Raw genomic sequence first — 19223 nt, forward strand, 5'->3', positions numbered from 1 at the left:
ACCGCTGTCATGTATGAAGACCTCCCGCCAAGACAATGAGTCGCCGCCCGCCGCGCCGGCGGCGGACGCGCCCGCCACGGGCGAGGCGCCGGCCGGCACGGTGCCGACATGGAACCTCGACACGCACGATCTGGCGGGCGAGGGTCCGGGCATCCCGATCGCCGTGGCGCCGCGGGCGGGCGAGTACCTCCTCGACGGGGTCATCGCCGAAGGCGGGTTCGGCGTCGTCTACCGCGCGGCGCACCGGACGAGCGGGGCGCCGGCGGCGGTCAAGATCATGCACGCCGAGCTGATCTCGCGCATCGACGTGGTGCTCCGCTTCCAGCGCGAGGTGGACGCGATCAAGCAGATCCGGCACCCGAACGTCGTCGAGATCCTCGACGTCGGGCGGCTCGACGACGGGCGGCCCTACTACGCGATGGAGCTGCTGCAGGGCAGGAGCCTCGAGCAGCACCTGCTCTCGCGCGGCCGGGTCCCGGCGGACGAGGCGCTCGCGATCCTCGACCCGCTCTGCAGCGCGCTCGCCGCGGTCCACGCGCTCGGGATCATCCACCGGGACGTGAAGCCCTCGAACGTGATCCTGTGCGAGGAGGGCGGGGGGCTCAGGGTCGTGCTGCTCGACTTCGGCATCGCGAAGCTGCTCGGCGCGACGGATCTCTCGCTCACCTCGTCGCGGCACGTCGTGGGGACCCCGGCGTTCATGTCGCCCGAGCAGCTGCTCAACCGGCCGGTCGACATGCGGACCGACGTCTACGCGCTCGGCGCGCTGCTCTACACGATGGTCGCGGGCTCCATGCCGTTCTCGGCGAGCGCGTACCCCGTGCTGCGCCACCTGCACCTCCACCAGGCGCCGCCCCGCCCGAGCCTGCACGCGCCGGTCGATCCGGCGTTCGACGACATCGTGGTGCGGGCCATGAGCAAGGACCCCGCGGGCCGCCATCCGGACGTCACCGCGTTCCTGGAGGACGTGCGGGCCGCCACGGCGCGGGTCCTGCGCGCCGGGGCGAAGGAGGCGGGGCGCATCCGGCGCCTCGCGATCGGGATGCTCGTCGAGGTCCTCGCCGACACCCGGGCGCTCGAGGCCCCCACCGACTCTTTCCTGACCGATTTCGAGGCGGTGCTCCCGCAGGCGATCGCCCACCTCGCGACCGCGGGGTTCTCGCCGCTCGCGGTCACGAGCACCAGCGTGCTGCTGTCGGCGGACTGGCCGCGCGACGAGCGCGGCGCCGAGGAGGCGCGCCGCAGCGCGATCGCGGCCGCGCTCGCGCTGTACGAGCGGCTCGCCGGGCCCGACGGGCGCGACCGGAGGGTCGGCGTGCGCTTCTGCCTCCACGCCGGCGACGTGGTGGTCACCGAGGACGGCTCCGTGGTGGGCGGGAACGTCCTCGAGCTCTCGTCGTGCCTCCAGGAGGCGGCGGATCCGGGCGTCTACGCGTCGCCGGCCACGCTGGACGGCCTCAACTTCGCGTCGAACCGGGCCTCGGCGGCCCCGGGCGCGGCGATCCCGATGCGCCGCGTTGTCGCTCCGCCGCCGGCGGGACGCGCCGCGGCGCCCGCGTAGCGGCGGGCGCCGACGCGGCGCCGCCTGGCAGCGGGCGCCGCGGCGCGCGGAGGTGAGGTGCGGGTGGGACCGGGGCGGGCGGGGGTCAGCGGGCGGGCTTGACGAACTTGAGGGTCATCCGGTCGCTCTCGCCGATGGCCGCGTAGCGCGCGCGGTCCTTGTCGCCGAGCCGGAAATTCGGCGCCAGCGCCCAGACCCCTTCCGGGTAGTCCTTCGTGTCCTTCGGATTGGCGTTCACCTCGGACTTGCCGCCGAGCTTGAAGCCGGCCGACTCGACCTTCTGGATCACCCACGCTTCCGGGAGGTACCCCTGCTTCGCGCTCTCGTCGGGGTTCGCGTCGGCCTGGGCGCGGTGCTGCACGATGCCGAAGACGCCGCCCGGCTTGAGCGCCTTGAACGCCTCGGCGACGTAGGTGTCGAATTTGCCGACCCGGTGCCAGCCGTGCGCCTCGCGAATGGCGAGGATGATGTCGGCCTTGCCCTCGATCCCGAGCTTCGGGTCCTCGCGGTCGATCACGACGACATCGACCTTGCCGAACAGGTCGGGCGACTTGTCGAGCAGGCGCCTCACCCGCTTTCCATAGAGGGTGTTGCGCGACTCCGCGGGGCCGTTCGGATCCAGCGACGTGACGATGAGCTTGCCCTTCTTCGCGAGCACCGGCGCGAGCAGCTCGGTGTACCAGCCCTCGCCTGCCCCGAGCTCGACGACGGTGCTCGCCGGCTTGAGGCCGAAGAACTCCAGGGTCTCGACGGGGTGCCGGGCCGCGTCCCGCTCGGCGTTGCCCGGGACGCGGTGCTTCCCCTTGAGCGCCGCGCGCAGCGCCGCGCCCGCGCTCGGGTGATTGGCAGCGACGAGCGCCTTGACCTGGGCCTTGAGCGCGTCGTCGAAGCGCGCGGCCTCCTGGTCGGCTTTGGCCTCCATGGCCTTCATGTCCTCGGCGAGCTTGGCGAGCTCTGCCTTCTTCTTCTCCTCTGCCGGGTCCACCTGGGGCGGGGTCGCCGCCTCGGGCTGCGCGGCCGGAACGGCCGGCGTGGGCTGCGTGGGGGCCGGCGGCGCGGGCGGCGGGGCGCTCTCGACGGGCGGCGGATTGGACGCGCAGGCGGCGAGCGCGCCGGCGAGGACGAACGGCAAGGTCCTTGAAGTGATGTGCATGCACGGCTGCGTAGACCGAAGGAAGGACGGCCGCAAGCGTCCACGGCGGCCGGGGCGGCGCGAGCAGCCGTGTCCATCCCCGGGCGCGGTGCGGGCTCACCGCAGCGCGGGGTGGTCATCCAGAGTTTTGCGAGTCAGTCGCCAGTCGCGGAGCGGGCCCGCCGGGCGCACTCATTCCTGGCCGGGCGCCCTCATTCCTGAGGAAAAACAAGGGGAACGACGGCGATGTTCCGCGTTGACCGGGCGACAGGGCCGGGGTAGCGTACGCGGTCCGGGGGGGGCAGCTCGCACATTCACGCAGGTGGTTGATGCCGCTCAAGGTCCATAACACGCTCACGAGGAAGAAGGAGCCATTCGTCTCCGCCCAGCCGAAGATCGTGCGCATTTACACATGCGGTCTCACGGTCTACGCGCCGATGCACATCGGTCATGCGCGTACCTACTGTTTCTGGGACGTCTTCCGCCGCTACCTCGAGTACCGCGGCTATCACGTGTTGAGCATCATCAACTACACGGACATCGACGACCGCATCATGCAGCGCGCGAGCGAGCGCGAGGGCGCCGTCGACGTCGCCGAGCGGAACATCGCGGCGTTCCGGCGCGACTGCCGCAAGCTCCACATCAAGGACTACGCCGTCTACACGCGCGCCACCGACTTCGTCGACGAGCAGGTCGACATGGTGAAGCGCCTGATCGACAAGGGCCACGCGTACACGGTGAACGGCGAGGTCTTCTACGAAGTCTCGACGTGCGCGTCTTACGGTGAGCTCTCGGGGCGCAAGGTCGACGAGCAGGAGGTCGGGGCGAGCGGCCGTGTCGAGGAGGACTTCGCGCGAAAACGGCACCCGGCGGACTTCAGCCTCTGGAAGCCGACCGCCGCCGGCCAGCCGAGCTGGCAGACCGGGGCGGACGCGTGGCCGACGGGGCGCCCCGGCTGGCACATCGAGTGCTCGGCGATGAGCACGGCGCTGCTCGGCGACCACTTCGACGTCCACGGGGGCGGCATCGACAACATGTTCCCGCACCACGAGAACGAGATCGCGCAGAGCGAGCCGCTCTGCGGGAGGCCCTGGGTGCGCTACTGGCTGCACCCCGAGCACCTCGATCTCAAGGAGGTGAAGATGTCGAAGAGCCTCGGGAATGTCGTCTCCATCGAGGAGCTCCTGTCGAGGCACGAGCACGACGAGGCGCGGTGGTTCTTCGTGACGCACCATTACCGGTGCAAGCTCCCGTTCGGCTGGGATCTGCTCCAGCAGAGCGCTCAGGGCTACGCGCGCATCAAGAAGCTCGCGGCGGTCCTCGCCGAGAAGCTGCGCGGCGCGGCGGAGGAGCCCCTCGCCCCCGGCGCCTATGCGTCGCAGCGGCCCGAGGAGGAGCGGTTCCCGAGGATGCGCCACCAGTATGTCCACGGCCGGTTCAAGGAGCACACCGAGCGGTTCATCGGGCGCTTCATCGAGGCGATGGACGACGACCTGAACACGCCGAACGCTGTGGCGGCCTTCTTCGACTACGTGAGCGCGCTCTATTCGGCGGGGATCGAGCAGTGCGACGACCGCGCCTCGCTGCTCGCGGTCTACCGCGCGATCGCGCGTCACCTCTGGGTCTTCGGGGTGGAGATCGCCGAGCCGGCGCTCTATCCGGTGCTCGTGGCCGACTACGCGCTCGTCCCTTCCGAGGGCGAAGCGGGGCGCGGGGGCGACGCCGCCATCGACCGGCTGCTCGCGATGCGCCAGGCCGCGCGGAAGGCGAAGGACTTCGCCAAGGCCGACGCCATCCGCACCCTGCTCGCCGAGGCCGGCGTCGTCCTGGAAGACACCCCCTCCGGGCCCCGCTGGACATCGTCCTGAGGAGCACTCACTGAGGAGCACTCCCGCTTCGGATACGGGCCCATCTCGACGTTTTCGGTGCTCGGCGTACAAGAGTACGCCTCCGCGCCGAAAACGCCGATCTGGGCCCGTCTCCTGTGCGGGAGCGCTCCGCTAACGGGGGGTTCAGAGGTTGGGGGTGAGGAGGTCCGGGGGCGCGGCGGAAACCTGCTGGGGGGACGGCGGGAGACCGCAAACGACGCCTCTTGGGGCTTGGGGATTCGATCCGAAGACCGCGGCCGTTCGCGGGAACGACGAGGACGGGCCGTGACGAGACGGAACGGTCGGCGACCTCCTCCTTATATGAGATAGGGGTGGGCGCCCCCTCCTTATAAGGAGACGTCGAGGCGAGCCGACGCTGGGAGAGCGCGGCGCGGCGCATCGAGGCGGTGGCGCGGCCGGCTTATAGAAGCGGCGGGGCGACGATCGACCAACGCGGCCACGAGCGCGGCACGGCGGACGGCAAAGGCATGGCCCCCGGGACGAAGTGCGACAGGCGCGCGGCTCCGGGGAGGAGCGTTGTTGGATGCGCGGCGAGACAGCACGCGCACCAATCGGACGCGTGGAAAACGTGCTTGTCTGATCTCGAGCCCCCGCCGGTCCCGTAAATATGGTGTGCCAGCTGTGCCAGTGTCGGGCTCCCACGACATGGCCAGGCACGCTGGACTCGACGCAGCAGGGGAAAATCGACCTCCAGGACCGGGCATATCCATTGCCAAGCAGGCGCTCTGCACCAGCACCCAAACCCGAACAGCCCGGTCGGGTCTGACAGACACCTGCTCGCGCCTCCGGTCACAGAACAAGCTGCGGCCGGAAGGCGCTCGTGCAGCCAACTCTTACCTAACGAGAACGCAGATGCGGAAACTCTCCTTCGGCTTCGCCCACCCCCATGCAATCAACACCAGCTCGGCTGCGATCCTCGCCCTGCTCGCCCTCGGCGCCGCCGCATGCGGAAGCTATGGCGTCGATGAAGGCTCACTCGACAATGCAGAACAAGCGCTCGACGAGGCGGTCAGCGCGTCAAGCGTCGTCAGCGTCAGCGTCGGCGTCGGCGGCGGCGGCACCGGCGGCTTCGGCACCGGCACCAGCAGCACCGGCGTCGGCGGCGGCACAGGCGGCGGACCCGTCGATCCGCCCCCGGTCGGGCCGCCGGCCGTCGGATTCTGGCAGTTCGACGATTGCGACAGCTCGACGTCGGATCTGCTCGATTCGTCAGGCAATGACATGACAGCCTCCCGCTCGGCCAGCGCCGCGTGCGCTCAGGGCGTCAGCGGCCTCGCCATCTCCTTCGACCGCAAGAACGACACGGTCGCCGCCGACGACAATCCCAGCTTCACGTTCGGACAGAACCTCGCGGTCGCGGCGTGGGTCAACCCGACCTCGGTGTCCGGGTCGGCGGTGCGGACGATCGTGCAGGAACGGGGCGGCGGAGACACTAGCTTCTCGCTCGACATCCGGAATGACCAGGCGCGGTTCGCCGTGACCCTGACCAACGGGCGGACGATCACCTCCCGCGCCCCCATCCAGGCCAACGTGTGGACGCACGTCGCGGGCATCTACGACGGCAGGTTCGTGCGGCTCTTCCTGAACGGCGAGCAGGTCGGCCAGATCAGCGCCATCGGCACGATCGCCGACATCAACGCGCCCATCCACATCGGCAGCAACCCGCAGAAGCAGCAGCGCTTCAAGGGCCTGATCGACGAGGTGTGGGTCTCCGCGTCCCCGACGACCGGCAACGAGATCGCCCAGCTCTCCTGCCTCAGCCGCCCCACGACGTTCACCGTCACGCCGGAGAGCAGCGGCCCGGTCGCCCCGAACACGCCGGTGACGTACCAGATCGCCGTCACCAACAACGACGTCGGCGCGTGCGTTCCGGGGGACTACCTGATCCAGCTCTTCAGCCAGTCGCCGGGCATCAACGCCTTCGTGGATCCCCAGTTCCTCCCCGGCGTCCCGCCCGGGAGCACGGCGACGTTCGCGGCCACCGTGACCGGCACCGAGGACGCGGACCCCGGCGCCCACCAGCTCCCCTTCGACGTGATCAACTTCAACTCGCCCGAGTTCATCGTCGGCTCAGGGGCCCTCAACTTCGAGCTCGCCGAGCCCACGGGCTGCTTCGTCCGGACGAGCCGCGAGATCTTCGTGAAGGACCTCAGCGTGGTCGAGGATCCCCTCCGCACGACGTTCGACGGGCCGCCAGGAGACCCCCGGACGGGCGCGTGGACGTTCGCGCGCCTCATGGAGGACATGGCGCCCACGCCCGCAGACGCGCCGGCCATGGTCGAGCAGATGTTCACTACCTGGCTGACCGATCAGGTCGTGAACGGGTTCACGCTGCCGGCGCGCCCGTTCATTCAACAGGTCGTGCTCGACGAGTGGCCGAGGAGCCCTGACGGGTCCCTCGACCTGCAGCAGGCGCCGCTCTTGCTGCTGGGCATCGTCAACCGGATCGACGTGCGGAACCTCGCCGAAGGTCACGCCGGCGAAGGGAGGTTCGTGTTCGGCGTCGTCAGCCAGGGCTTCCCGCAACAGTTCACCATCATCCTGGAGTACAAGCTCCCCGCGTCGACCGAGGCGGACGTCCTCGACTGGGCGAACTCCTGGCACGCCCTCGGCAGCCTGCCCTTCCCGTCCGAGGAGTACAACGCCGCACTCCAGGACATCACCACGCAGTTCGCGGGCCGGAACGCCGCGCCCGGCAGGCCGAACGGGAGCTCGCTCGGGCAGCTCCGCACGAACGAGATCGCGCTGGCGTCCCCGTGGGAGCTGCGCGAGTTCGTCCTCTCGGCCCAGACGGGCTTCCTGCGCCCGGAGACCGTCAAGCTGACGCCGGACATCACGTTCGACGGGTCGGCCACGCTCGCGGACTTTGTGAACCAGAACGAGGCGGCGATCGTCGCGGAGCAGCACACGGTGCCCGAGACGTTCCAGGGGAGCCCGTTCCTCGGCGGCTCGTCGTTCAACAACCTGACGGCGTGGACGGCCCCGGGCATCCTCAACAACGAGGCGCGACACAAGTTCTCCCTCAACACCTGCAACGGGTGCCACGGGGCGCAGGAGACGGGGACGGGCTTCCTGCACGTGAACCCGAGGTTCCTCGGGAACGAGACCTCGCTGTCGGGCTTCATGACGGGCATCAACATCCCTGATCCGGTGACCGGCGAGCCGCGGACGTTGAACGATCTCGGGCGCCGCAATGCGGATCTGAAGGCGCTCGTCTGCGAACCTGTCCCGACCTTCGCAGGCGCCGCGGCCGCGGCGCGGGGCGCCGCGCCGGCCGCGAGCCGCTCGGCGTTCATCCGCCGCGGCATCGGGCGCGTGCACTGACCCGTTAAAGCCCCGGCGCGAGAGGGGCGGCGGCGCGGCCGGGGAGCCGCGCCCGCCGCCCCCAGCACGAGCGCGCGCCCCGCCTCCGCGACGGCGAGCGCCGGACACCCCCCTTCGATGCGCCGCCGCTTCAGCCGTCGAGGCCCGCGCAGGAGAGCCGCGCTCCGGGCGGGAGCTCCAGCCCGAAGCGGCTCTTCAAGACGTCGAGGAGCTCGGCGTCGCCGAGCTCGAAGCGCTCGAAGTGGCCGCCCCGGAGCACCCCCAGCTGGCGGTTGCGCAGCGTCAGACGAGCCTCCGGCGAGGGGAGCGCCGCGACCACATTGCTCACGAACAGCGAGCTCGGGTGGCTCGACGTGTAATGGTTCGCCAGCTCGTAGTCGATCGGGAAGTGCTCCTCGAGCGTGAACGCGTAGAGGTCCTGCCACGGCTCGCGCGCCCTCGACTCGAGCACCCACAACGGGCCCTCCCGGCGCAGGCCGACCACGTCGTGCGCCTGCACCTGGCTCTCCCCCTCGACGAGCCGGATGGGCTGCGTCAGGCCCGCACCGCCGAAGCCGACGTCCGCGACGAACGGCCCTTCGGGCAGCTCGACCAGGGACAGCATATGAGTCCGCGGGCCGATGTCGCTCCGCTGGAACCGCACCCGCGCGATGAGCGTCGTGGCCTTGAATCCGATCCGGCGCAGCGCCGCGACGAACAGGGTGTTCTGCTCGAAGCAGTAGCCGCCGCGGCGCGCCCCGACGAGCTTGGCCTGCACGCTGGCCAGGTCGATGCGGATCGGGCGGCCGAGCAGGATATCGAGGTTCTCGAAAGGGATGGAGTGGGCGTGCGCTGTGTGCAGCGCATCGAGCGCCTCCCGCGTGGCGGCGAGCGCCCCGCGGTAGCCGATGCGGGCGAGATAGGCGTCGAGGTCGAGCGAGGCGATGTCCTGTGCGGGCTGATGCATCGGGTCCGTCCAGCAAGGATACGCCCGTCACCAACGGCGGGCCAGACGGAAGTTCCGCCGCCCGGGCGGACGGGGCGGCCAGCGCGATGCCGTCCTCCCCTCCCGCACGCGCGAGCCCGCGTCGCCGCTCAGCTATACTTGCAGTCCGCCCTCTTGGCGCCCTGGCGGTTCAACTCCGCTCCTTCATCAAGCCTTCTAACGTCCTCCCGGCTCAGCGCGCCGTCACGACCCCTGCGCGTCGGGAAAGAGCCTCTGGAAGGTGTCCTTGTCGATCGCCTTCTCGAGCGCCGCCTGGACCGAGATGGTGTCCTTCTTGACGAGCCGCTCGAGCGCCATGTCCATCGTCTGCATGCCGGCGGAGCGGCCGGCCTGCATCAGGTTCGCTATCTGGAACGTCTTCCCCTCGCGGATCATCGCGGACAGCGCGCTGGATCCGACGAGGATCTCGTGCGCGGCGACGCGGGCCGCGCCGTCCTTCGTGCGGAGGAGCTGCTGGGCGATGATCGCGGCGAGGCTCTCGGACAGCATGCCGCGGACCTGGAGCTGCTCGTCGGCGGGGAACGCGTTGATGATGCGGTCGATCGTCGCGGCGGCGCTGTTCGTGTGGACGGTGCCGAAGACGAGGACGCCGAAGCTCGCGAGCTGCAAGGCGAGCTTCATCGTCTCGTTCGTCCTGAGCTCGCCGATCAGGATCACGTCGGCGTCCTCCCGCCCGGCGCTGCGGATCGCGCTCGCGAAGCTGCCCGCGTCGGGGCCGACCTCGCGGTGCGTGATCTGGGCACGGATGGGGCTGTGCACGAACTCGACCGGATCCTCGATCGTGAGGATATGGCAGGCGCGCGAGCGGTTGATGTGGTCGATCATCGCCGCCAGCGTCGTCGACTTGCCGGAGCCGGTCGGCCCCGTGATCAGGACGAGCCCGCTCGGCCGCTCCGACAGCCGGCGGATGGTCTCGGGGCAGCCGAGGTCGTCCAGGGAGAGGATCTTGCTCGGGATGGTGCGGAAGACGGCCGCGAGCCCGGTGGTCTTGTAGAAGTAGTTGGCGCGAAAACGGGCCTTGTCCGCGTACGAATAGGCGAAGTCGAGGTCGAGCTCGTCGACGATCCGCCGCCGCTCCTCGGAGGTCGTGATCTCGAAGAGGAGCGCCTCCATCTCGGCCGCGTCGAGGGGCGTGTCGCGCAGGGCGAGGAGCTCGCCGCGGGCGCGGACGAGCGGCGGATAGCCGATGCCGAGGTGCAGGTCGCTGCCCTTCCTGGACAGGAGCTCGTCGAACAGGCGATCGATCCTGGCCACGCTAGCCTCCCTTCTTCCCGAAGAGCGCGCCCGCGCGCTCGAACAGCCCCTTGCCCGCCTCGGTGACGGCGGGCCTCGACGCCTCGGAAGGCGAGGCGGGAGGCCTCCTGTCCGGCGCGAGCACGGGCTGCCTCCTGCCGGCGAGGACCGCCTCGAGCTCGTCCGGCGCCTCGGCCACCGCGAGCGCGGCCTCCAGCGTGGTCTTGCCGGCGCGGACGAGCTCGGCCAGCGAGTCGTCGAGGCGGATGATCCCGAGGCCCTTCCCCCGCTGCTGGAGGCTCGGGATCTGGAACGTCTTGGAGTCACGGATGAGGTTCCAGAGCGCGACCGAGCCGGGCAGGAGCTCGGCGGCGGCGATCATGCGCTTGCCGTCCGTGCTCGGCAGCAGCCGCTGGCTGACGATGAGCCGGAGGCCGCCCGCGAGGGTGACGCGGACCTGCTGCTGATCGCCGGGCGGGAAGAGATCGATCAGCCGATCGATGGTCTTCGCCGCGCTCGGGGTGTTCATCGTGCCGAGGACGAGGTGGCCCGTCTCGCTCGCCGCCAGCGCCATGCGCACCGTCGCCGTGTCCCTGAGCTCGCCGACGACGATGACGTCGGGGTCCTCGCGCAGCGAGGCCTTGAGCGCGTTCTCGAAGGAGCGGGTGTGCGTGCCGACCTCGCGCTGGCTGATCATCGCCTGGCCGCGCGCGTGAACGAACTCGACGGGATCCTCGACCGTGATGATGTGGTGGCTGGTCTCGCGGTTCAGGATGTCGACGATCGCGGTCAGCGTCGTGGTCTTGCCGTGGCCCGTCGGCCCGGTGATCACGATGAGGCCCTGATGGTGGCGGGTGGCGAGCCCGATGGCGTCGGGCATGCCGAGCGACGCGAGGGTCGGGATGCTGCGCGCGATCAGGCGGAAGCAGCCCTTGTAGCCCTGGCGGTGGCGCGCGATGTTGACCCGGAAGCGGCCGAGCGCGCCGAGCTCCAGCGCGAAGTCGCAGGAGCCCTCGCTCGCGAGGACCGGAGAGAGACGCGCGGGGACGCGCGGGAGCAGGAGGGACTCGACGGCCGCCGGGTCGAGCGGCTCCCCGTGCGGCACGAGCTCGCCCCCCGCCCGCAGGAGCGGCGGGCGGCCGGCGACGAGGTGGAGATCGCTCGCCCCCTGATCGCGCGCCATGGCGAGCAACCCGTCGAGGGCGCCCGCCCGGATGTCGGTGGACGAGGGCCGCGCGCGCGGGCCCGCCGCGGCCGCCCGCGCGGCGGCGCGGGGCTCGGCCGGCGGCGGCGGGGCGCCGCGGAGGTCGAGCGCGATCTCGGAGGAGCTCGTGCTCTTCGCGTCCGGATCGCGCGGCGGCGGGCGCTGCACCTCCTCGATCGGGAGGTGCTCCCGCATGGAGAGCTGCTGCGAAGGGCGGGCCGGCGGCGCGGCGGCCGCGGTCCCGGGCGCGGCGGACGACGGCTGCATCCGCGTCATGCGGGCGTGCACGAGGTCGCCCTGGCGCGCGGCGACGACCGAGATGGCGCCGATGCCCTCGATGCGGATGTGCCACTGCGATGGCTTCGCGCCGAGCGCCTCGATGAAGCGGCCGCCGCCGAGGGCGCTGAGGAGCGAGAGGATGTCCTCGGTGGAGAGGGCGCCGGGATCGACCGCCTGGAAGGCGCCCGAGATCTTCACGCTGGGCATGCGCCCCGTGGCCACGGCGAACTCGGTCACCTCGGGGCGATTCAGTTGCGAGAGCCAGGATCGAAGGGCGTTCATCGTAGTCGCTCGTCTCCGCAAGGCGACTCTATCAACGATGAGGCGCGGCGTTCCAAAATGTCGTCCGGCGACGGCGAGATCCGGAGGGCGGCCTCACCCGCGCCGCGCGCGGCCCGCGCAGGCCGCGCCGACGGCGCGCCGCCCCCCCCCGGGCGACGACGACCGCGCCGGCCGCGGCGCGGCGCGACCGAGCGCGAGCGCACGCCCGCGTGCGCGCTCAGCCGAGAGGCGATGTCGGGGCTACTGGATCGCGAGCTTGAGCCGCGCGCCCTTCACGAAGTGGCCCGGCGCCTTGCCCTTCTCCCCGGCCGGCGCCTGCTCCTCCGAGTCGATGGTGAGCTGCATGTTGCCGGTCACCTCGATCTTCTTCATGGTCACCCTGGCGATCTCGACCCACTTCGTGGGACTCGCGCCCTTGGGGTCCCCGATCCTGCGGAAGAGCACCGCCTTCGTCCCTGCGGCGACCGGCGTCGCGGTGGTGGCGACGAGCGGCAGCAGCGTCGCGACCTTCCCCGCTCGGGAGACCAGCGTGCCATAGACCTCCACGGAGTAGCTGTCCCACTCGCCCGCACCGGACGAACGGGCGAGCTCTGCCGGAGCCGCGCTCTCCGCGGCCCCGACCGCCGCCGGCGCGCCTCCGGGCGCGGGCTGCCGCGGCCCGACCGGGCGCTCTGCCGAGGCCGCGATCGGCATGGCAGAGAGGAGCGCGGCCGCACCGGCCGCGACGAGGGATCGAGAGCACCTGGAGAGCCAACCAACAACCGTCTTCATGCACTCCGCTCCTTCGTTCCAATGAGACCCCACGGCCCTCGTCCACCCGGCGAGGCCGCAAACTCCCCGGTCATGAAACTTCTCATCCTGCACGAGACTGACACTCTCCGCAACTCATTTCTCTGTCTCACGGAGCGCGTCACCGCCGCCACGGCATCACCAGCATCACCAGCATCACCACCGGCATCAAAGATCCCGGACTCCGGTGCTGGCCGCCCCGGCGAGGCGGATCAACCTCCGGGGGGGGGAGCGGCGCACGCAGGAGCGCACCGCGCGCTCGCCCGAGCTCGCTCGGTCATCCGGCTTGCCTGTTGTTCTGGCTCGCCCGCCGTTCTCGCGTCCTCGTTCCGGCTGCCTGGTTACCCGGCTCGACCGCTCGCCTGGGCTCTCCGGCTCGCCTGGCTGGCTCCGCCCACGGGTAGGTCAGCGCGCTTCGCGCGAGGCGCGCTCTCGATGAGCGAGAGGCCCGCGCGAGCGACCGGCGCGCTCGGTCCAAGCTCGCCGTATCTCATTCTGACCCGTCCGACGAAACCAGCTGCGCACAGCACCGCGACCTCTCCCTCTTCAACATCGCTCCGGGATCATCCCCGTTGCCTTCCAACATCGCCGACGCGAAAATCGATGTCGGAGTAAAAGTCGCGTTTCAATCAAGATATCATGGCTCCGTCAAAGCAGAACAGAAATTTTCGAACGCAGGCGATTCTGGTGCGCCCCCGTGCGTCCATGTACGCTTGACGCCTGGTAACGCGCGCGCGCGCCTGGTAACGCGCGCCGCGCGCCGCGCGGCTGTAGGATGACCGCGGAGGAGGAGAGCCATGCCCACGGTCGCCGATCACGACGACAGCCTCCTCGCCGAGCACTACTCCAGGATGTTCGGGGACTACGACGCCAAGGTCGCCGAGCAGCGGGCGCTGTTCGAGCGCCTCGGCGTGCGCCCCGAGGGCCCCTCGGAGGCCATCGACCTCGGGGGCGGCTCGGGCCTTCAGTCCCTCGCGCTGGCGCAGCTCGGCTTCCGGGTGACGGCGGTGAACACCTAGGACAGGCCCCTCGCCGAGCTCGCCTCGCGCCGCGGGCAGCTCGCCGTCGACGTCGTGCGAGGGGATCCCCTCGATGCGCTGGAGCGCTCGGGGCGTCCCTGCGAGCTCGCCGTGTGCATGGGCGACACGCTCCCTCACCTGGACAGCAACGCCGACGTGGAGCGGATGTTCGCCGGCTGCCGCCGCTGTTCCACCGCTCGTTCCACCTCTCATTCCACCTTTCATTCCACCTCTCATCGCTCTTCCAGCGGTATCCATTCTCCCGGCCCCCCCGGGCCGGACCGACGACACGATCCCGGTAAATCTCGTAATCCACGCGGGGCGACCGAGCCGGGCCAGACGCGACCAATTCTATTTGACGGCGATCTCACAAAGTCACAAAGTCGCTCACCCGGATCGCTCTCCGGATTGCGCGGCCAGTCCACGGCGGACGGCCGCGATCCGGCGCAGTGGAGACGCACGGACGCGCTCGGCGTCCAGGGCGAGGCGCGCGGGTACGCCCATACCGAGGAGAGAACAACCTTGATCAGTCGGAGACTGCTCGGAGATGTCGGCTGGGCTGCGGTGGCGCTTGGCGTCGCTGGTTGCGGAGACCCGGGCGTCGAGGCGCTCGAGGAAGAAAGTCATGAATCTGCAGGTTCGGAGCTGAACGACCATCCGACGAGCGGCAGGACCGTATACGCCGATGTCGTCGCGCTCGATCAGGTCTACGTGTACAACCGATTCGGGTCCTTCAACCCCGCGGGGATGATCTACGCGCTCAAGCGGGACGTCGTGCCGATCCGGCCGCACGAGCCGCTCGGCCCGGGCAACGCGAGGTTGCGCCCCGGCAAGCGACCCAGGCCGCTCGTGCTCCGCGTGAACGTCGGCGACGGCCTGAAGATCAGGTTCACCAACCTGCTCAGGCCGGCGGACAGACGTCCTGACGACTCGACAAGGACAAGGAGCGCGTCGGTGCACGTCACCGGGCTCGAGATCAAGGACATCGAGTCGCTCGGCGGCAACGTCGGGCGGGGGTCCGACTCCCTCGCCGAGCCCGGCGAGACGCGCGTCTACGAGCTCTTCGCCAACCGGGAGGGGACATTCTTGATGCACAGCGCCGGCGCGATGGCCGGCGGCGAGGGGGACGGCGGACAGACCGTCCTCGGGCTGTTCGGCGCGGTCAACGTCGAGCCCGCGGGGGCGGTCCCGTACCGGTCGCAGGTCACGGCCGAGGAGCTCGCGGCCGCCTCGCTGCCCGCGCCGAACCCCGACGGGACACCCAGGATCGACTACGACGCGCTGGACGAGGACGGCGAGCCGATCCTCAGGATGATCAACGACCATGACGAGATCGTTCACGGCGATCTCAACGCGATCATCGCCGGCTACGAAGACAGCCAGCTCGACGGCCGATCCCCGGTGGCGAGAGGCCGGTTCCGCGAGCTCACGGTGCTGTTCCACGACGAGCTGAAGGCCGTCCAGGCGTTCGCGGAGCTCGATCGAGACGAGACCTTCCACGGCGTGCGCGACGGATTCGGGGTCAACTACGGCTCCTCCGGGCTCGGTTCCATCCTCCTCGCCAACCGGGCGAGGCTCGGCCCCAGCAAGGAGTGTGTCGAGTGCAAGTTCGAGGAGTTCTTCCTGAGCTCCTGGCCCAACGGCGACCCGGCGATGCTCGTCGAGCGCGACAGGCGCGGCAAGGCGAAGCGGGCGCTGTTCCCGGAGGACCCCTCGAACGTCCATCACGCGTACCTCGGCGACCCCGTCTGGTTCAGGAACCTCCACGCAGGGCCGAAGGAGACGCACGTCTTCCACCTCCACGCGCACCAGTGGCAGAAGGCCCCGAACAACGAAAACGGCATCACCCTGGACTCGCAGAGCATCGGCCCGGGCGCGGCCTTCACCTACAACATCAACAGGGGCGGCAACCGCGTCCTGACGCCCGGCGACGCGATCTTCCACTGCCACCTGTACCCCCACTTCGCGCAGGGCATGTGGGGGCTCCTCCGCAACCACGATGTCTTCGAGGCAGGCACGCGCGACCGGTTCCTGCCGGACGGCGAGATCAAGGACGGGACGCCCACGCCCGCCGTCGTGCCGATCCCCGAGCTCGCGATGCCGCCCATGCCGACCTACAAGCCCACCGTCGTAAAGCTCCCCGGCGGCGGCAAGGAGGTGCGGAAGGCGATGCCGGGGTATCCGTTCTACATCGCTGCCCTGGAGGGCCACAGGGCCTCTCAGCCGCCGCTCGACATCGCCGTCGACGGCGGGCTCCCGCGCCACGTCATCACCAGCGTGCCGCCGGACGGCGCGGTGTTCGGCAGAGACGGCAGGTTCGATGTGGACCTCGAGGAGGCCAACCTCAAGCTGCTGCCGAACGAGGGGACGCCCGAGGAGCGAGCGGCTCAGGACTTCCATTCCGGCAGGTTCCCGGGGGCCACGTCCGTCACGACGACGGACGGGTTCCCCGCGAAGGCCTATCCGGCGTTCACGCCGGAGGGCGAGCCGTCGCAGTTCGCCGTCAACGGCCAGCCGCCGGCGCCGGGCGCGCCCTACGCGAACCCCTGCCCCCCGAACACGCCGGAGCGCTTGTACCGGAGCGCCTTCATCCAGCTCGACGGCGTGGTCAACCGGCGCGGGTGGCACGACCCGCAGATGCGCTTGATGGTCCTCGAGGACGACATCGAGGCCACCCTGTCGGGCGCCCGGCCGCCGGAGCCGCTGTTCATCCGCGCCAACTCGGGGGAGTGCGTCGTCTCCGAGGCGACGAACCTCATGCCCGACGCGGTGGCACAGGACGCGTTCCAGATCTTCTCGCCGACCGATACCGCCGGCCAGCACATTCACCTCGTGAAGTTCGACGTCACCTCCTCGGACGGCTCGGCCAACGGGTTCAACTACGAGGACGGGACGTTCGCGCCGCAGGAGGTGGTCCAGCGCATCGCGGCGGCCAACAACCGCGGCGGCGCCCTGGCCGCGGACGGCTCGGTCGAGGAGCGCGGCGCCCGCGTCGCGCTGACCGCGCGGCCGCACCCGCGCATCCACAGCAAGGTGCTCGGCCTGCAGACCACGACGCAGCGCTGGTGGGCCAATCCGGTGGTGAACCAGCAGGACCAGGATCGCACCCTCAACACCTCCTTCTCGCACGACCATTTCGGCCCCTCGTCGCACCAGCAGCACGGCCTCTACCTGGCCCTCGTCATCGAGCCGACCGGCTCGGTCTGGCGCGACCCCGAGACCGGGACCGTGTTCGGCTCGCGCGCCGACGGCGGTCCCACGAGCTTCCGCGCCGACATCCTCCCGCCGGCCGGCTCGACGCAGCGGCCCTTCCGCGAGTACAACCTCGCGCTCGCCGACTTCGCCCTGCTCTACGACGAGTGCGACGATCCGGTGAACCCGCCGACCACGCAGGAGGCCCCGCTCCCGCTGGCGGTCGACCACCGCGACGTCCTCGCGCCGGAGGTGATCTCCGCGGCCGATCCCGGCGGCGGGCTCATGAACTACCGCAACGAGCCGATCCCGCTGCGCATCGCCGAGCGCGACTGCCGGACGGGCCTCGTGAAACAGAAGCGGGGCGAAGAGGGCGAGATGCACAACGTGTTCAGCTCCCACGTCCACGGCGATCCGTACACGCCCGTGCTCGCGGCGCACGAGGGCGACGACATCCGGGTGCGCCTCGTCCAGGGCGCGCAGGAGGAACAGCACGTCTTCACGGTCCACGGACAGAGGTGGTTCAAGGAGTTCAGCGATCCGGACAGCGGCTACTCGAACGGTCAGCCCATCGGCCTCTCCGAGCACTTCGAGTTCGGGCTCACGCCCCCGGTGTCCGCGCGGGGCGACAGCGGCCCCGGCGACTACCTCTACCAGAGCGCGCCCACCGACGACCTGTGGGACGGGATCTGGGGGATCATGAGGGTGCGGCCGCGGAGCGACCCGGCCCTGCTGCCCTTGCCCGAATCGCCGGGCGCGCCGCGCGGGATGCGGCGCTTCCGGACCTGCCCGGAGGGCGCGCCCGTGACGAGCTATGTCGTCCACGCGATCACCGCAAAAGGCAACCTGCCCGGCGATCGCCTCACCTACAACGAGAGGTTCGATCTCTACGACCCCGACGCCATCCTGTTCGTCCGCGCCGAGGATCTGCCCGACCTCCGCGCCGGGCGCCTCGCCCCGGAGCCGCTCATCCTGCGCGCCGCGGCCGGCGACTGCATCCAGGTCACGCTCGTCAACGAGCTGCCGATCCAGCTGCCCAAGACGCCGCACTGGAACTACGGCCCGCCGATCGTCGACGGCTTCAACACGAACCAGGTCAGGCCGTCCAACCACGTCTCGCTCCACCCGCAGCTCGTCGCCTACGACGTCAGGACCGACGACGGCGCCAACGTCGGGTTCAACGAGGAGCAGACCGTCGCCCCCGGCGACTCCCGCGAGTACACGTGGTATGCTGGAGAGTTCTCCCAGAAGGACGGCAGGTGGGGCCCCGTCGAGCCCCGGGCCGTCGAGTACGGCGCCATCAACCTCAGGGACATGGCCGACGTCGTGAACCACGGCATGCACGGCGCCGTCGGCGCCCTCATCATCGAGCCCCAGGGCGCCACCTGGCGCGCCGATCCGGGCACCCACGCGCAGGCGGAGGTCACCTTCAAGGATGTCTACGGGTACACGCGCTCGTTCCGGGAGCACGTGCTCGTCTTTCAGGACGAGGTCGCCTTGCACTCGGGCGACCCGCGGTTCCAGTGCCTCGATGCGGGTCTCAACTGCGGTACCGCCATCCGGAACTACGACGGCGAGGACGACTCGGAGGACACGGGCCACGAGGCCTTCAACTACCGCACCGAGCCGTTCTGGGCGCGGCTCGGGATCAGGCCCGAGCTCGCGAGGGTGCTGCTCAACGAGAAGGACCTGAGCGACATCTTCAGCTCCCGCGTCCACGGCGACCCGGCGACGCCGATCTTCACGGCCCGCGCCACGCAGAAGGTGCGCGTGCGCGTCGTGCAGCCGTCCGGCCACCGGCGCCAGCACGCCTTCAGCCTCTGGGGCGCGCAGTGGCCGCACAACCCCTTCGCCAAGGGGGAGCGCTCCCGCCGCATCGGAGAGAACCCGGAGGTGCTGAACATCGGAGTCGAGGCCCCCATCAGCGCCATGACGCACCACAACCTGGTTCCGTTCTCCGGAGCCGGCGGGAGGTTCGCCGTCCCCGGCGACCGGCTCTACCTCGATCAGCCGAGCTTCAAGGTCTCGGACGGGCTCTGGGGCATCTTCCGGGTGACGCGGTAGACCCCGTGACCGCCTTCCCCACGCCGGCTCCCGCCGATCGCTGATCCATTCAGCCTACCATGGCGCCGGCCGGCGCTCGGCGGAGGCGGCCTCCTCCACGCCGGCGCGGCGCCGTGCAGACGCGAGACACGGTAAGCCCGCACGCGAGCCGGTCAAACGAGCTTTCGCCGAGACACACGGTTTCGTACGCGCCGGATCTCTCGTCTCCACCCGAGCTCGACATCGAGTTCGCTCTGTCCGCGGGAGATGCCGGCCTGAGCGGCGAAATCC

At 70.4% G+C, this 19223-nt stretch carries 10 protein-coding genes; 5 read left to right on the forward strand and 5 right to left on the reverse strand.

Translation table 11 applies throughout. From position 1 onward, the window contains the following. Window positions 1-13: 13 nt before the first annotated feature. Entirely contained in the window at window positions 14-1561 is a 1548-nt protein-coding gene (locus WMF17_RS27910) for a protein kinase domain-containing protein (RefSeq protein ID WP_437644141.1), read from the forward strand. An 85-nt stretch (window positions 1562-1646) separates the two neighbouring features. Here the strand turns inward: WMF17_RS27910 and WMF17_RS27915 are convergent, their stop codons facing one another. Next, window positions 1647-2714 (reverse strand): class I SAM-dependent methyltransferase, encoded by a 1068-nt coding sequence (locus tag WMF17_RS27915; RefSeq protein WP_437596206.1) that lies wholly within the window; start codon window positions 2712-2714, stop codon window positions 1647-1649. Between the two features lie 308 nt (window positions 2715-3022). Between WMF17_RS27915 and cysS the strand changes: the two genes are divergently transcribed. Both cysS and WMF17_RS27925 read left to right on the forward strand, forming a co-directional pair. Then, window positions 3023-4561 carry a cysteine--tRNA ligase gene (gene cysS, locus WMF17_RS27920; protein ID WP_437596207.1) on the forward strand — a complete coding sequence of 513 codons (1539 nt, stop codon included), beginning with the start codon at window positions 3023-3025 and terminating at the stop codon, window positions 4559-4561. A gap of 873 nt (window positions 4562-5434) precedes the next feature. Continuing rightward, entirely contained in the window at window positions 5435-7906 is a 2472-nt protein-coding gene (locus WMF17_RS27925; RefSeq protein WP_437644142.1) for a LamG-like jellyroll fold domain-containing protein, read from the forward strand. Between the two features lie 130 nt (window positions 7907-8036). On the opposite strand, the gene WMF17_RS27930 is transcribed toward WMF17_RS27925, so the two are convergent. From WMF17_RS27930 to WMF17_RS27945, 4 genes are all read right to left on the reverse strand, one after another. Next, on the reverse strand, window positions 8037-8852 hold the full coding sequence (locus WMF17_RS27930) for an arylamine N-acetyltransferase family protein (RefSeq protein WP_437596208.1): 816 nt from the start codon (window positions 8850-8852) through the stop codon (window positions 8037-8039). Window positions 8853-9074: 222 nt separating this feature from the next. Further along, window positions 9075-10145 (reverse strand): type IV pilus twitching motility protein PilT, encoded by a 1071-nt coding sequence (locus WMF17_RS27935; protein WP_437596209.1) that lies wholly within the window; start codon window positions 10143-10145, stop codon window positions 9075-9077. Between the two features lies 1 nt (window position 10146). Continuing rightward, on the reverse strand, window positions 10147-11889 hold the full coding sequence (locus WMF17_RS27940) for a type IV pilus twitching motility protein PilT (protein ID WP_437644143.1): 1743 nt from the start codon (window positions 11887-11889) through the stop codon (window positions 10147-10149). 240 nt (window positions 11890-12129) lie between these two features. Continuing rightward, window positions 12130-12660 (reverse strand): hypothetical protein, encoded by a 531-nt coding sequence (locus tag WMF17_RS27945; RefSeq protein WP_437596211.1) that lies wholly within the window; start codon window positions 12658-12660, stop codon window positions 12130-12132. Between the two features lie 815 nt (window positions 12661-13475). Here WMF17_RS27945 and WMF17_RS27950 point away from each other — a divergent pair. Next, a complete protein-coding gene (locus tag WMF17_RS27950) occupies window positions 13476-13697 on the forward strand; it encodes a hypothetical protein (protein WP_437644144.1) in 222 nt (73 codons plus the stop codon). Window positions 13698-14219: 522 nt separating this feature from the next. Continuing rightward, window positions 14220-18953 carry a multicopper oxidase domain-containing protein gene (locus WMF17_RS27955; protein ID WP_437644145.1) on the forward strand — a complete coding sequence of 1578 codons (4734 nt, stop codon included), beginning with the start codon at window positions 14220-14222 and terminating at the stop codon, window positions 18951-18953. The last annotated feature ends 270 nt before the right edge of the window (window positions 18954-19223 follow it).

Origin of the sequence: Sorangium sp. So ce362 (genome assembly GCF_051519845.1) — a bacterium.
Lineage (GTDB): Bacteria > Myxococcota_A > Polyangia > Polyangiales > Polyangiaceae > Sorangium.